The 14,851-nt window shown below is 44.3% G+C and carries 10 protein-coding genes; 2 read left to right on the top strand and 8 right to left on the bottom strand.

All coding sequences use genetic code 11. The features are described from left to right. The first annotated feature begins 90 nt into the window (after positions 1-90). Positions 91-2,931: a DNA polymerase I gene (polA, locus tag DN068_RS10895; protein WP_110998943.1), complete on the top strand. Its 2,841-nt coding sequence runs from the start codon at positions 91-93 to the stop codon at positions 2,929-2,931. A 368-nt stretch (positions 2,932-3,299) separates the two neighbouring features. On the opposite strand, the gene DN068_RS10890 is transcribed toward polA, so the two are convergent. From DN068_RS10890 to DN068_RS22260, 3 genes are read right to left on the bottom strand one after another with little or no spacing between them, the layout of a single operon-like run. Continuing rightward, positions 3,300-4,460: a hypothetical protein gene (locus tag DN068_RS10890; protein WP_123985314.1), complete on the bottom strand. Its 1,161-nt coding sequence runs from the start codon at positions 4,458-4,460 to the stop codon at positions 3,300-3,302. 3 nt (positions 4,461-4,463) lie between these two features. After that, positions 4,464-4,898, bottom strand: a complete 435-nt coding sequence (locus DN068_RS10885; protein ID WP_110998941.1) for a GNAT family N-acetyltransferase — start codon at positions 4,896-4,898, stop codon at positions 4,464-4,466. Further along, positions 4,898-6,820, bottom strand: coding sequence for a vWA domain-containing protein (locus DN068_RS22260; RefSeq protein ID WP_110998940.1), 1,923 nt, complete (start codon positions 6,818-6,820; stop codon positions 4,898-4,900). The genes DN068_RS10885 and DN068_RS22260 overlap by 1 nt, the downstream gene beginning before the upstream one ends. 286 nt (positions 6,821-7,106) lie before the next feature. On the opposite strand from DN068_RS22260, the gene DN068_RS10875 reads away from it, so the two are divergent. Continuing rightward, positions 7,107-8,951, top strand: coding sequence for a 2-oxoacid:acceptor oxidoreductase subunit alpha (locus DN068_RS10875; protein ID WP_110998939.1), 1,845 nt, complete (start codon positions 7,107-7,109; stop codon positions 8,949-8,951). A 188-nt stretch (positions 8,952-9,139) separates the two neighbouring features. Here DN068_RS10875 and DN068_RS10870 read toward each other — a convergent pair whose 3' ends face one another. The 5 genes from DN068_RS10870 to murI form a co-directional block, all read right to left on the bottom strand. Next, entirely contained in the window at positions 9,140-10,627 is a 1,488-nt protein-coding gene (locus DN068_RS10870) for an ArnT family glycosyltransferase (RefSeq protein ID WP_110998938.1), read from the bottom strand. Positions 10,628-10,630: 3 nt separating this feature from the next. Further along, positions 10,631-11,596, bottom strand: a complete 966-nt coding sequence (locus tag DN068_RS10865; RefSeq protein ID WP_110998937.1) for a glycosyltransferase family 2 protein — start codon at positions 11,594-11,596, stop codon at positions 10,631-10,633. Between the two features lie 124 nt (positions 11,597-11,720). Further along, positions 11,721-13,265: a YifB family Mg chelatase-like AAA ATPase gene (locus tag DN068_RS10860; protein WP_110998936.1), complete on the bottom strand. Its 1,545-nt coding sequence runs from the start codon at positions 13,263-13,265 to the stop codon at positions 11,721-11,723. Between the two features lie 78 nt (positions 13,266-13,343). Then, complete coding sequence (locus tag DN068_RS10855) at positions 13,344-13,784, bottom strand: carboxymuconolactone decarboxylase family protein (protein WP_110998935.1); 441 nt, start codon at positions 13,782-13,784, stop codon at positions 13,344-13,346. A 151-nt stretch (positions 13,785-13,935) separates the two neighbouring features. Then, positions 13,936-14,760 carry a glutamate racemase gene (murI, locus tag DN068_RS10850; RefSeq protein WP_110998934.1) on the bottom strand — a complete coding sequence of 275 codons (825 nt, stop codon included), beginning with the start codon at positions 14,758-14,760 and terminating at the stop codon, positions 13,936-13,938. Positions 14,761-14,851: the final 91 nt, after the last annotated feature.

Genomic DNA, 14,851 nt, shown 5'->3' with positions numbered 1-14,851 from the left:
AAAATCTCTGGGAATGATTTTGGCATTTTCTTTGGACGATAAGCACAAATAACGAAAAAACGCAAAGGCAAAAAACGGTAACTTCGCGCCATGTCTGAAAAGAAACTTTTCCTGCTGGATGCGATGGCGCTTATTTACAGAGCTTATTACGCTTTGATCCGCGTTCCGCGTGTTACCAGTACAGGTCGCAATACCAACGCACAATTTGGATTTACCACTACATTAATTGATCTCATCAATAAAGAAAAACCATCCCATCTGGCGGTGGTTTTTGATACGCACGCACCTACGGAAAGGCATATCGATTTTGCCGAGTACAAAGCCAATCGTCAGGAAGCGCCTGAAGATATTATCAGTTCCCTTTCAGACATCAAACGCATTGTCAATGGATTTAGTCTGCCGTGTATGGAAAAAGACGGTTATGAGGCCGATGACGTGATTGGTGCATTGGCACATGAAGCCGCAGATCTGGGTTATACCGTTTACATGGTAACGCCCGATAAGGATTATGGTCAGCTGGTGCGCGATAATATTTTCATTTACAAGCCATCTTATCAGGGCGGTGGTGTAGAAGTGCTCGGACCGAAGGAAGTCTGTGAAAAATGGAATATCAAACGAGTAGACCAGGTTGTAGATATTCTGGGGTTGATGGGTGATGCGGTTGATAATATTCCAGGTATTCCGGGAGTCGGTGAAAAAACCGCTGCGAAATTGCTGGCAGAATATGATACACTTGAAAATGTATTGGAACACGCAGATAAAATTAAAGGTGCATTAGGCGAAAAAGTGCGCAATGGCCGCGATCTGGCGATCATGTCAAAGAAGCTGGCTACAATTATTACCAATGTTCCGGTTTCATTTCACGAAGAAGATTTCCGCGTAAAAGAATGGAATCGCGAAGCACTCAATGAAATTTTTACAGAGCTTGAATTTAAAGCGCTTGGCAAACGCTTACTGGGTGATGAATACAACGTATTTGATAAGGCTGCAGCGCCGGTTTCAATGGATCTGTTTGGGAATCCGCTGCCGCAGAAACAACAGCCTGTCGTTGCTGCTGCCGTAGTAAAAGAAACGGTAGTCGCTGAAGTAATTGAAGAACTGCCAACGAATGTGGCGACCATCGAAACGACACCGCACGAATATATTCTTGTAAACAGCAAAGCGGAAATTGATGCTTTGGTGCAACAACTGATGTTGCAAAAGGAAATTGCTTTCGATACCGAAACAACCGGCACCGACGCGAATCAGGCGGATCTCGTAGGCTTTAGTTTCTGCTGGGAGAAAGCGAAGGGATATTATGTTGCTGTGCCAACGGTAAAAGAAGAAGTAATCGATATTCTGAATCATTTCAAGCCTTTATTTGATAGAGAAGATATCGTTTGGGTTGGGCAGAATATTAAGTATGATCTCATCATGCTGAAATGGTATGGTTTTGAGATTCGTGGTGCGTTGTACGATACAATGCTTGCCAACTACGTATTTGATCCGGATGGCAAACGCAGTATGGACGCACTTGCCGTTAAGTATCTTGGTTATGAGCCAGTATCTATTGAAACACTTATCGGCAAGAAAGGCAAGAATCAACTGAATATGCGCGATGTGCCTGTAGAACAGGTAGCTGAATATGCTGCAGAAGATGCTGATATTACTTTGCAACTAAAACATGCTTTTGAACCGTTGCTCGATAAAGAATCGGTGCGTGATGTGTTTGAAAAAGTAGAGAATAAACTGGTACCGGTACTCGTAGATATCGAATATGAAGGTGTTGGTGTGGATGTGAAATTCTTGCAGGATTATTCCAAACAACTGGAAGTAGAAATTCGTGAAGCAGAACAAAATGTGTACAAGCATGCTGGTGTGAATTTTAATCTCGGTTCGCCGAAGCAATTGGGCGAAGTCTTGTTTGATCTCATGAAACTAGACAGTGGCGCGAAGAAAACGAAGACTGGTCAGTATGCAACCGGTGAAGATGTGCTGGCAAAGCTGCGTAACAAACATCAGATCATTGACGATATTCTGGTATATCGTGAACTGACTAAACTGAAGAGCACATACATTGATGCATTGCCACAATTGATCAATCCGCGTACCGGTCGTGTGCACACAAGCTTTAATCAAACAGTAGCTGTTACGGGCCGCTTGAGTAGTAATAATCCGAACCTGCAAAACATACCGATCCGCACTGATCGTGGCCGTGAAATACGTAAAGCATTCATTGCACGTGCTGAAAACTGGAGTCTGATCTCGGCCGATTATTCTCAGATTGAACTGCGTATTGTAGCGGCAATCAGCGGTGACGAAAGCATGATACAGGCATTCGTGGATGGTAAAGATATTCATACAGCAACAGCTGCGAAAGTGTACAGTGTAGCGGAATCTGATGTTACGTTTGAACAGCGTCGTAATGCCAAAGCGGTAAACTTTGGTATTATTTATGGTCAGTCTGCATTTGGACTTGCAGAGAATCTGGGCATCAGCCGTAGTGAAGCGAAATCCATTATCGATAATTATTTCACCCAATATCCGGCAATTAAAAAGTACATGGATGGTTCTATCCATTTTGCGAAAGAACATACTTATGTACAAACGCTGATGGGCCGTAAACGCTGGCTGCGCGATATTCATTCGGCCAATCAGACAGTACGCGGTTATGCGGAACGAAATGCAATCAATATGCCGATTCAAGGGACCGCTGCAGACATGATTAAACTGGCGATGATTGATGTACACAAAGAGCTGAAGAAAAAAAATCTGCGCACGCGCATGATCCTCCAGGTGCACGATGAATTGGTATTTGACGTGCCAAATGAAGAATTGGACGAAGTGAGAGATCTTGTGAAAAAAGGCATGGAAGGTGCAATGGCATTACCGAATCATGTACCGGTAAATGCAGAAACCGGAAGTGGTTCAAACTGGCTGGAAGCGCACTAGTTTTGTGAGTGGTGAGTTGTCAGTGGTGAGTGCTCGTGTTTGTCACATCGACGATAGGAGATGTCCCGCGCAATGATGATTTTTTATTTAACAGTATTGATACGGTCGGACGACTCTAAGTCGTCTGACCGTTTTTTATTTGACTGGCGCGAGAGTTAGCGTAGCGCTCTCGTGACGAGTGCTCATGTCAGTCTCTGACTGACGACATGCTGCTGATGCCAGCCGGGCGGTTAGCACTGTTTATTAGGCGTCAGTCAGAGACTGACATGAATTTTAGACACGAGTGACCCTCCGGAACACTCGCGCCAGTTCGTTTGCGTTAGGAAAAAACGTCGTGCCTCCGCGACCGTAGCGAGAAAAAAGCCTCGCTACGAATCTTTCTTAAATGGATGTTTGTTTTCCCAGGTACTACCCTCGTCTGCTGTAAGGCGTTGTTGTGCGCGAATAATATAGTTGCGCAGCAAACTGTTTTTGATAAAAATAAAAGTGGAAAGATATCTCGGCTGGCAACCTAAACGAGCTTTTGCATCTAACGCTGTTCTGCCTAGAATCAGTTGTTTTTTACGATGCAGTATTGCCTGCTCCACACTGAAATAAAGTATGTTGAAATACAGATTCAGTGCGGTATTCCGGTCGTAATCAAAACCGATATAAAACATATCGAAGTCATCTCCTTTAATCCATGCGCTTAGGAATGCAATCATTTTCTCTTCTTCATAGACTGCCCAGATTTTTAGCGCATCGCCATTATGTTTTTTAAGTAATGGGAGAAAATCTTCGTTGAGTAACCCTAGTCTTATTTGTTGTTTATTGCTTACCTGCCGGTACAACGCGTACAGCTCCGTTTTGCAGTTTTCTGTTTCCAGAAAATTCAATTCGCGCACTTTTAACGAATCCCAATTCTGGCGCAGTTTCCGCACACGCTGCGCATACTTGTGTTTTAGCGAAGCTTCATAATCTTTGAATGTTTGCCAGCTTTCGTCCAGGATCATTTCCATAGAAATATCATTGCGCAGCAACAAATATTGCGGAGCAAAATGCTGGAAATAAGTAACGAGTTTTTCTGGCATATCCTTTACCAGAACAGCACATGCTTTACTGCGATATAAAGCCGCATTAATAGCTTCGTTGTAGCAGAGAAAAGCTTCGTATGATGAAAGCAAAGGAATGGCGTAAAACGAAGCAATATCATGGCGGAAAAGATGTCCGGCAACCAATAGCTTCGGGCGAGTAACTGTGGTGAAACTATTCCAGAGTGAAAACTGCCAGGCTTTTATTCCTTCTTTATTGACGTGATAATCTTGCAGACACAACACCTGAAAATAAACGAGCGCTACCGGTTTCTTTTGGCGTAAAATAATGCCATAGAGAAATTGTACATCGGGCAGTTGTGCCGCTTCATTGACTACAAGTTGTTCTTTGCGTAGGAAATGACCAGTGGGAAGCATTGCATTCCAGGCTGCCGGCAAATCGTCAGTTGATTCAAACAACTGGACGTTCTCACTTTCCGTTACGCAAATGCGGGCCATTGTTTAAGGACGGAGTTTCTCCATTTTTACATGCGGAATGTTTACCTCTGTAAAGACATCGCCCACTACTTCGTAGCCCAGTTTCTCGTAGAAAGTAGCAGCGGAAACCCGTGCGTGTAGCGAGATTTTTTTGAAGCCATTTTCCCAGATCCAATCTTCTGCTTCAGTCATTAATAACCGGCCGATGCCCCCACCTTGCATTTCGGCCGCAATAGCCATCTGGCGCACTTTGGCCACATCATCCAGTTTTTTCACCATCACACAACCGATCACTCGATCGTCTTCCACACCAACAAAAATTGTTTCGTCGGCTTCGTTGCTCAGATCTTCATCTTGCAGTGACAGGCCCAGCGGACGACGCAGCACGTCTTCTCTGAGTTGCCATACCTGCGTAAACAGCGGATCCGATGTCGTTATTTGTTTAAATGTTACTGCCATTATTCTAAAGTTACGTTAGTAAGCTTATTGCTAGTAACCCGGAACGGAACAATCGTTTCTTTCGAATACGGAATGTTTGGCGTTTTGATGTAATGCGCTTCATATACACCCGGCAATAGATCCAGCTTTTCCGGTTTGGGATTATTGGCGATATCTGCAGTGTAGAAACTGAGATATTTATCGCCCAGTGGATAGTAAAGCACTACCCTTTTGTAGTTATTTGGATTATCGAGCTGTAAGAATCCGGCCTCCGGTACTTCGATGACAGTTTCACCGCCAAAATCAATATCTGTATTGAAACGAGTCACAGGCAAAGTGTTGATTTCGCCATAGTAGTTGCCAGGGGTGTATTCCAGTTCTACGTTACAATGTTGTCTGATTGCTGGTACGCGGCCATCAAAACGCTTGGTGATGACGGCTTCGTATTCCTCTACTGCACGTTTCGGATTGCCGGCGTATACAAATTTCAGCGAGCCGTTGCTCACTTTTACAATCACCTTATTTTTCTTTTTCTCTGTGATCGTCACATTTTTCATCAACGTCAGACTTTTGCCCAGCGTAGTTATGTTGAAGGTGCCTGCTTTAATGTTCTGTGGATCCGGATTGCCGGAAGCATCAACCGTGCGGTAAAATTTCTGGATCGTAGCGCCGCTGTGTGCATCACTAAATATGAGCTGTGGCGTAGAAGAGAAGAATTTTCCATGCCCATCTGTAAAGTATACTTCAACTGTAGTCTCCTGCGCGTCTTCCGTTTCAATAGTAAACGGTGCTTCTTTTGGTTTTTGCGGCGGTGGTGCTATTACTACTGGCGGCTTGGTTGGCTTTGGCGTTGGTTTTGGAGCCGGAGGTGGCGTTGGCTTAGGCGCTGGTGGCGGGGTCGGTTTTGGAGCCGCGACAACAGGCGCTGGTGCTGTTGGTACTACCGGTATCGGTTCTGGCTGAATGGGCGTAAAGCGAGGGACCGGTACTTTTTTATATGATGGCGTGGCAAAATAAACCGGGAAATATCTCAACGACGGAAACAGCGGCACCGGGAAAATGATTTCCTTAGCCAGCAGCGGCACTGTTGTTGGCGCATGGGCTACAATTGGCTCTTGTTTGAATGTCGTAGTCGGTTGGCTCGTTACAGATGAAAAAGTATCTTTTTGTATTGGCGGCGGCGGCGCAATAATTACTTTAGGTGGTGTTATCAATCCGGGTTTCGGAGTTGGCGATAAGGCAGCTGGTACTGGTTTAGAAACGATATTCGGCAAAGTCAGCACTTTCCTGTACGATTCCATAATGGTTTCAATGGCTGTGCCGATTTGTGGTTCGTTTGAGGCCGTTAAATAACTACCCAGACATTCATATTCTTTCTGCAGCGGTTTATAATCTACCAGGCTGAGGATGTAAGGCTTAAAGTCTATCTTTTTATCAAGAAGCGTTTTTACCACATCACAGATATTTCCATTACAGCTTTCTCCGCCATCGGTGATCAATACAATACTATAAGCGTTGTGTAATTCATCGGTAAGGTCCATTTCTGCAGCTTCTTTCAGCGAGAAGGCAATCGGAGAGACACCCATAGGATGCAGGGCAGCAAGGCGTAAGGTCATTTGGGTCAGGTTGTTTTTGCTAAACATAACCTCCTGCTTCGTGTCATAACAGTTATTTTCCTGTACGGGATACTGATGACCATATACACGCAACGCAAATTCCACCTGATCATTTAGTCTATAAATGCTATCCATCAGTGAAGTGATAATGCGGCCTGCTGTTTTAAAGCGGGTAGCATCTTTGCTCCACGGTTGTACCATGCTTGATGAGCCATCAAGCAAGATTAATATTCTTGGTTGTTTTACGCCATCAGGCAGGGTTTGTGCAATGGATACCTGATGAAGTGCTATAAAAAATAATATGATTAAAAAACGGAAAAAACGCATGCAAATAATCTTCAACAGCAAACCTACATTAAAAGTTCTATTAAGTTCTAAGTTGTACGTTCTACGTTTTAAGTTGCGGCGACCCCAAAAACAACTTATTACGTATAATTTATTACGTACAACTTTAAACATATATTCTAAAATCTACAACTAATAACGTATAACCTAAAACCTACAACTTTAATATACTTTTATCGATTATGCCAGCCCCAAAATGACTAACTTTGCGCTGCCCGAAGGGTAAAACGCCTGGGGTTATTTTTTTATTATTGAATTTTTTGAATCTATGTCTGTTCCTGTACAGGTTGTCGAAGACGTCGTTATAAAATTTGCCGGAGATAGTGGTGATGGTATGCAACTTACCGGTAGCCAGTTTACCAACAATACTGCACTGATTGGAAATGACCTTTCTACTTTCCCTGATTTCCCTGCCGAAATCCGCGCCCCACAGGGTACTGTGCCTGGCGTAAGTGGGTATCAGCTGCATTTTTCGAGCAATCGTATTTACACTCCTGGTGATAACTGTGACGTATTAGTCGCAATGAATGCGGCCGCGCTCAAAGTAAATCTGAAATCATTGAAGCCGGGCGGTATGATTATCGCCAATACAGATGGTTTTGATGCTAAAAATCTGCGTCTGGCAAATTATCCGGATGGTATCAATCCGTTGGAAGATGGTTCGCTCGAAGGTTATGAGCTGCACAAAATCGATGTGACCAAGCTCACTCGCGAGGCGCTGAAAGATATTACGCTTGGTACCAAAGAGAAAGACCGTGCAAAAAACATGTTTGTGTTAGGGTTCCTTTACTGGCTCTACAATCGCGACATGACCAGCACTTTCTCTTTCCTGCATGATAAATTCTCCAAGAAACCGGAGATCCTGGAAAGTAATATCCGCACGCTTCAGGCCGGTTTCAACTATGGTGATACTGTAGAAGCATTTACGACGCGTTATAAAGTAGAAAAAGCAAAACTGCCTGCGGGCAAATACCGGAGTATCACGGGTAACACTGCATTGTCTTATGGTTTGATCGCTGCGGCACAAAAATCTGGTTTACCGATGTTCCTCGGTACTTATCCGATTACGCCTGCTTCTGATATCCTGCATGAACTGGCGCGTTATAAAAACTTTGGTATCCGTACGTTCCAGGCTGAAGATGAAATTGCCGGTATTACGGCTGCAATTGGTGCTGCTTATGGCGGCAGTCTTGGTGTTACTACCACTTCTGGTCCGGGTATGGCACTGAAAACAGAAGCAATGGGTCTGGCGGCAATGCTGGAAATTCCTTTGTTGATTGTAAACATCCAACGCGGTGGTCCTTCAACTGGTTTGCCAACGAAAACAGAGCAAAGCGATTTGCTGCAGGCATATTATGGTCGCAACGGCGAATGTCCGATGCCAGTAATTTCTGCGAGCACGCCGAGCGACTGTTTTGATGCTGCTTATGAAGCGGTACGCATTGCGGTGCAGCACATGACGCCGGTTATCCTGCTGAGTGACGGTTATATCGCAAATGGTGCGGAACCTTGGGCTTATCCGCAAAGCGCGGATCTTGCACCGATTGATGTAACCTTTAAGCGTGCACTGGGCGAAGACGAACCGAAATTCATGCCGTATAAACGTGATGAAAAACTGGTTCGCCCTTGGGCTGTTCCGGGAACAGCGGGTTTAGAACATCGCATCGGTGGTCTGGAAAAAGAAGACATTACAGGTAATGTTTCTTATGATCCGGAAAATCACCAGCATATGGTGAAAACCCGTGAAGAAAAGGTAGCGCGTATTGCTGATTATATTCCATTACAAACACTTGATGCAGGTCCTGAAACAGGCGATGTACTGGTGCTGGGCTGGGGTTCTACATACGGTGCTATTAAAAGCGCTGTTGCAGAATTGCAGGCAGAAGGTAAATCTGTTGCACACGCGCATTTGCGCCACATGCGTCCTTTCCCGCGCAATCTCGGCGATATGTTGAAAAGCTATAAAAAGGTATTGATTCCGGAAATCAACAACGGTCAATTGATCAAAATTATTCGTGATCAATTCCTGATTGACGCGGTTGGCTATAATAAAATTAAGGGTGTACCAATCACCAGAACAGAGTTGGTAACAGCGATTAAAGAGCTGCTCTAAATCGCTGACCGCGGATCTTCTGAGTACTGATTTTGTGAGTTGTGAATAGTCGGCTGTGAGTGCTTAGATATCGTAACCGTCCAATAAAATGCGTCCCGACAATATTGTCGGGACGCATTTTTATTATGATAAATCCATAAATGTGATCGTACAAAAAATCAGACATCAGATATTGGCCAGGCCACGATTTATTGAATCTGATACACGCTCACATCACCCCACTGATCTACGATTTTGTTGGGATAATTAGCCGCGATAAATTTCTTTTCTGATTCCACATTGGTGATAAATTTCAGACCTGGTTTTAAGGTGCGGATATCAACACTTTCAGGTTTCTGGCCCGTTTTTCTATTGAGCAGTTTAAAATACCAGAAGATATTGCTGCCGAAAACATTCGTGGAAACCGCGAGTTGTCCGTCTGTAGGAGCAGCTTCCTGCGAATTTTGATTGATGATTTTTTTCAGATAGAGATTGATGCTGTAACCATCTTTCTCAATTCCTTTTGGCGGATAAGCAACCGTTACATAGGTTTCATTATACGGCTTGTAAAAAACAAGTAACACAAATGCAAATGGCAGGACATTTACCGCCGTAATCATTTTTTCTGCCGGCAATTTGCGTAGCGTGGCTGCTATAGAAAACAAGAATACACCTGCAATCACCGCCAGAAACGGGTACAAAGGAAGGTCATACCAATTGAGTTTTGTTTTGGCCGTGGAGATGATGGTAAAATAGCCAAGCGCCACCAAGGCAGAGAAGAACACAATTCTTTTCAACCGTTTGTCTTCCAGAAAGTATGCAGTAACCAGACCACAAGGAATCAAAACCATCCAGTAGCTGAATTTAAAGCCCGACAGCCGGTCATAATAGTACCAGGCGTCTCCGGAATGTTGTTCCAATGTATTCATGAAGCGTCCGCCTAGTTCATTCTCTTGCACAGCCGCCAGATAGCCGGGATTATAATGTTCGCGCAGCAAATAATAACCACCAATGAAAAGAAGAAATATGCCCAGCCCGAAATAAAAATGCTTTTTCTTCAGCGTGAATAAAACCTTGTTCCGAAGCAACGTATAGAGTACTAGTGCTGGTGTCGCCATCATACCTGCAACGCCTTTGGTCAATACGGCCAGCGTCATAAATACAAATGAAAACATCAGATGTTTTGGTTTTTCCTCTTCGAGAAAAAAGAAAAAAGAAAAGCAATAAAGTGTGGTAAATAGCGTCAGCATTGAATCATAATCGGCTGTACGAATGCCATGCAGTGATACATATCCATGTGAGGTCACAAGCACTGCAGCAATAATAAGTCCGAGCAGATAACTATTGAATTTTTTTACAGAAATGCGATAAAGCACAAAGCATGTAAGAAAAGCAGCAATGGCCGAAGGCAGTCGCACAGCAAGCTCACTCGGCCCCAGCATTTTTATCATCAGCGCTTGTTGCCAGATCAAGAATGGAGGTTTGGTACTCCACATATCTGGAACATTATTCCATGTAGGAATGAGCAGGTTGCCCGTTTTAGCCATTTCGTAAGCGCTGACCGCAAGCCGGGATTCATCCCAGAGTTGTAGCGGCAACTTTCCCAGGTATGCGAATATGGGCACTATTACAATCGCACAAAATGCAAGAAAGCCCAATAAGGGCTTTGGTATTTTTTCGAATAAGTCTTTCAACATCGGTTAAGGTCTTTCTATTGCTGAATCAATGGTCGATTGATCGATAATATAAAGCGGCCGGTCACGCACGTTGTTGATGATTCTGCTGATGTATTCACCAATGACGCCTAACGACAACAACTGTACGCCGCCCAGGAATGTTATACTGATAATCGTAGAAGCCCATCCCGGTACGGTATCGTGTCCGAAGAAATAACCATAGAGTGCGTACATGCCAATCAGAAAAGAAATGGAGCATACCGCAAACCCCATAGATGTTGCAAGTTTTAGCGGGGAATCGGAGAATGCAGTAATGCCATTAAATGCAAGACGCAACATTTTTTTAAACGGATAGTTCGTTTTTCCGAATTTGCGTTCATCACGTTCAAACATCACATAAGTGCTCTTGAAACCCATCCAGGCAATCTGTCCGCGCAGATATTTATCCGGCTCCTTCATCTTTTTCAGATATTCCAGTACATCGCGGCTGATAAGGCGGAAGTCACCTACATCCAGCGGGATTTCAAAAGAAACCATATTCGCCAGCAAACGATAAAACATTTTAGCCGTAAGGAGTTTGAAAAAGGTTTCCCCTTTTCTTTTCTCCCGTTTTGCATATACCACTTTATATCCGTTGAGATATTCCTGATACATGTCTTTAATCAATTCCGGAGGATCTTGCAGATCGCCATCAATCGTTACGACCGCATCACCTTTAGCGAAATCCATGCCCGCGGTGATGGCCACCTGGTGTCCAAAGTTTCTGGAGAAGCTGATGTAATGAAGTCTGGACGGATTTTTCGCACAGGCTTCTTTCAGTTTCAGAAGCGAAGTATCGCGACTACCGTCGTTGACAAAAATGATCTCATAATCAGGTGTAATGCTTTCCGCGGCCGACACCATTCGATCTACCAGCACTTCAATGATTTGTTCTTCATTGAAGACCGGCACTACAATGGAAAGCGCTATCTCGTTATTCTTTGTGTCCATTTTTTGAAAAACAGGAATTTACACGGGGATTCAGGGACCGTGCAACGGTTTTAGAGGGCATAAAAATAACATTAACCTTTTATTTTCGGCGCCTCCTTCCCGGAAAGATAATTTTCTGGCTAATTTACCCGGCCCAGCCTTCCCGATCGAGGCTTCGGTATTGAATAGCTTCCGCCAGATGTTCGGGGCGGATTTCTTCACTCGCTGTGAGATCGGCGATCGTTCTGGATACTTTCAGAATGCGGTCATAAGCGCGGGCCGAAAGATTGAGACGGTCCATGGCAGTTTTCAGAAGTTTCTGTCCGATCGGATTAATCACACAGACCTCTTTCAGCTGACGGCTGCTCATTTGTGCATTACAATAGATGCCTGGTGTATTTTCAAATCGTTTTGCCTGAATATCCCTTGCAGCAATCACGCGTTCGCGGATTTTCTCGCTCGGTTCGCTGGTTGCCTGTGAAGAAAGTTCGTTGAAGGAAACCGGTGTCACTTCTACATGTAAGTCGATACGATCCAATAAAGGCCCGGATATTTTATTTAGATACCGTTGCACCATTACAGGCGCACAGGTGCACTCTTTTTCCGGATGGTTGAAATAACCGCAAGGGCAAGGATTCATGGATGCGATCAACATGAAGCTTGCAGGAAAATCTAAGGTTACCTTAGCCCGCGAAATCGTCACGCGGCGTTCTTCCATAGGCTGGCGCATCACTTCTAACGCAGTACGTTTAAATTCCGGCAATTCATCCAAAAACAAAACCCCGTTATGTGCCAGAGAAATTTCTCCCGGTTGCGGAATGCCGCCGCCGCCTACAAGGGCGGCATCAGATACTGTGTGATGTGGTGAACGAAACGGGCGATGAGCGACGAGTGAAGAATTGCTGGAAAGCTTTCCGGCTACGCTGTGAATCTTCGTAGTTTCCAGCGCCTCTTGTAATGTAATCGGCGGCAGAACAGTTGGCAAACGCTTTGCCAGCATCGTTTTCCCCGCACCTGGAGGGCCGATCAAAATGGCATTGTGACCGCCAGCTGCTGCGATTTCCAGCGCTCGTTTTACGTTCTCCTGTCCTTTTACATCATTAAAATCGACATCAAAATGTTGTTGTGCATCGTAAAATTCTTCTCTTGTATTTACGATTACAGGTTTTAGTTCTGTTTTACCATTGAAGAAATCAACTACTTCGCTGATATGATTAATGCCATAGACGTCAAGATTATTGACCAGCGCGCCTTCGCGGGCATTTTGTGCCGGCAGGATAAGTCCTTTGTATTTTTCTGCACGTGCCTGAATAGCAATGGGCAAAGCGCCTTTGATTGGTTGTAAAGAGCCATCCAAAGACAACTCGCCCATAATAATATAATCCTGCAGCGCATCTGCATTCATCTGTTTAGAAACCGCCAGCATACCCAGCGCAATCGGAAGATCGTAAGCAGAGCCAGCTTTGCGCACATCCGCCGGAGCCATATTTACCAATACTTTGGTGCGCGGCCGTTCGTAGCCGATATTTTTGATAGCAGCAATAATGCGTTCCAGACTTTCCTTAACGGCATTGTCTGGCAATCCTACAATAAAATAACCTGTCTGACTGCCGCTCTGCGCGTCAACTTCAATTGTGATGGTCATCGCCTCTACGCCATACACCGCACTTCCGAAAACTTTTACCAACATGCTTTCTCCCGATAGTTATTAAAAAAACGCGGTGAAGGTATCGCATTCTGATAAAACGTAAACCGGCACTGCGAAATTCTATAGCTCAGGAGGTAAGTTGGTCGCTATAGCAAAACGATTCCATCCGTTGATAACGACGATGGCTGTAAGCACATAGCCGATTTCCTGTTCGGTAAAATGTTTTTCCATTTCTGCATAGACATCGTCTGGTACATGATGGTTGCTAATACTGGTTACTGCTTCTGTAAAGGCAAGTACGGCACGTTCCTGATCTGTGAAAAGCGTGGTTTCTCGCCATGCATTCAACAGAAAAATGCGTTGTTCTGTTTCACCAATTTTACGGGCATCGCGTGTATGCATATTCAGGCAATAAGCACAGCCATTGATTTGCGAAGCACGAATTTTAATGAGCTCGAGCAGTTTTTTATCGAGTGAAGAATCGTGCACCAGTTTGCTGAGTGCCAGCATTGGTTTGTATGCTTCCGGCAGCACATTGTAGATATTGATTCTTTTTTGCATGGTAAGAATGTTTGGAAGCTGAAGGTAGGAAAATGAAAGATGCGCACGATCGCGTATTTACACTCCGACTCTGTTCATGGGGACAAATGCTTGTAATCTGCACCGTTGTGTCACCGCGAGCAACCTTCGATTGCATCGACCATTCTCAAAATTATTGCAAATGCAGGTGCTCCGATTGTACTGGTTGTCCAAAAAATAGTGAACCGTGGTTATCAAAATCATTCGTGTCATCTGTAGTGAAAAAACGCATCGAGCCATTTCGGGTGATCCGTTGTTCCATTTCCGGATGACGATGCAGATAATCCGTAAGACTATCTGCTACAATGCTACCCTGGCCTATTACAGACACATTTTCCGGTAAATGTTTTTTGATTTTATCGGCGATCAGCGGATAATGTGTGCAGGCAAGCAGAACAGCATCCACTTCATTATTTTGTGCGAGCAATTGCTGCATGTATTTCTCTACGAAATAATCGGCGCCCGGCGTATTGTGTTCATTGTTCTCAATCAATGGTACCCAAAGCGGGCAGGCCTGTTGGAAAATTTCAATGTCCGGGAAAAATTTATGGATCTCAATCGGATAAGAATCAGAAGCAACAGTCCCTTTTGTTCCCAAAACAGCCACTTTTCGGTTTTCAGTATATTGACCAATCACTTCTGCCGTCGGGCGAATTACTCCCAAAACACGATTGTCTGGCGCAAGCTTTGGCAAGTCATTTTGCTGAATGGTACGAAGTGCTTTTGCCGATGCTGTATTGCAGGCAATAATCACTAAAGGGCATCCATTTTCGAAAAACCATTTCACGCACTCCAACGTGTATTGGTACACCGTTTCAAACGAACGATTTCCGTACGGGGCGCGGCCGTTATCACCCAAATACAGGTAATCATATTGAGGTAATTTTTGCTTTATAGACCGAAAAACGGTTAATCCGCCGTAACCTGAGTCGAAAATACCAATGGGATGAGCTTGCATGCGTTTGATTGAGAAGGCACAAAGTTAAGAACGCCCGGTACATAAACCGCTTCTATTCGCTAATGGATAATATTATATAAGTATTGTTAAA

Origin of the sequence: Taibaiella soli (genome assembly GCF_003236175.1) — a bacterium.
Taxonomy (GTDB): Bacteria; Bacteroidota; Bacteroidia; order Chitinophagales; family Chitinophagaceae; genus QKTW01.
The sequence above is the reverse complement of the archived record's forward strand: the minus strand, read 5'-3'. Positions and strand labels throughout refer to the sequence as shown.

Excerpts from the sequence above, each read along its gene's own strand:
- DN068_RS10875 (WP_110998939.1), top strand. The coding sequence starts at position 7,107 with ATGTCTGTTCCTGTACAGGTTGTCGAAGACGTCGTTATAAAATTTGCC.
- DN068_RS10870 (WP_110998938.1), bottom strand. The coding sequence starts at position 10,627 with ATGTTGAAAGACTTATTCGAAAAAATACCAAAGCCCTTATTGGGCTTT.
- DN068_RS10890 (WP_123985314.1), bottom strand. The coding sequence starts at position 4,460 with ATGGCCCGCATTTGCGTAACGGAAAGTGAGAACGTCCAGTTGTTTGAA.
- DN068_RS10865 (WP_110998937.1), bottom strand. The coding sequence starts at position 11,596 with ATGGACACAAAGAATAACGAGATAGCGCTTTCCATTGTAGTGCCGGTC.
- DN068_RS22260 (WP_110998940.1), bottom strand. The coding sequence starts at position 6,820 with ATGCGTTTTTTCCGTTTTTTAATCATATTATTTTTTATAGCACTTCAT.
- murI (WP_110998934.1), bottom strand. The coding sequence starts at position 14,760 with ATGCAAGCTCATCCCATTGGTATTTTCGACTCAGGTTACGGCGGATTA.
- DN068_RS10885 (WP_110998941.1), bottom strand. The coding sequence starts at position 4,898 with ATGGCAGTAACATTTAAACAAATAACGACATCGGATCCGCTGTTTACG.
- polA (WP_110998943.1), top strand. The coding sequence starts at position 91 with ATGTCTGAAAAGAAACTTTTCCTGCTGGATGCGATGGCGCTTATTTAC.
- DN068_RS10855 (WP_110998935.1), bottom strand. The coding sequence starts at position 13,784 with ATGCAAAAAAGAATCAATATCTACAATGTGCTGCCGGAAGCATACAAA.
- DN068_RS10860 (WP_110998936.1), bottom strand. The coding sequence starts at position 13,265 with ATGTTGGTAAAAGTTTTCGGAAGTGCGGTGTATGGCGTAGAGGCGATG.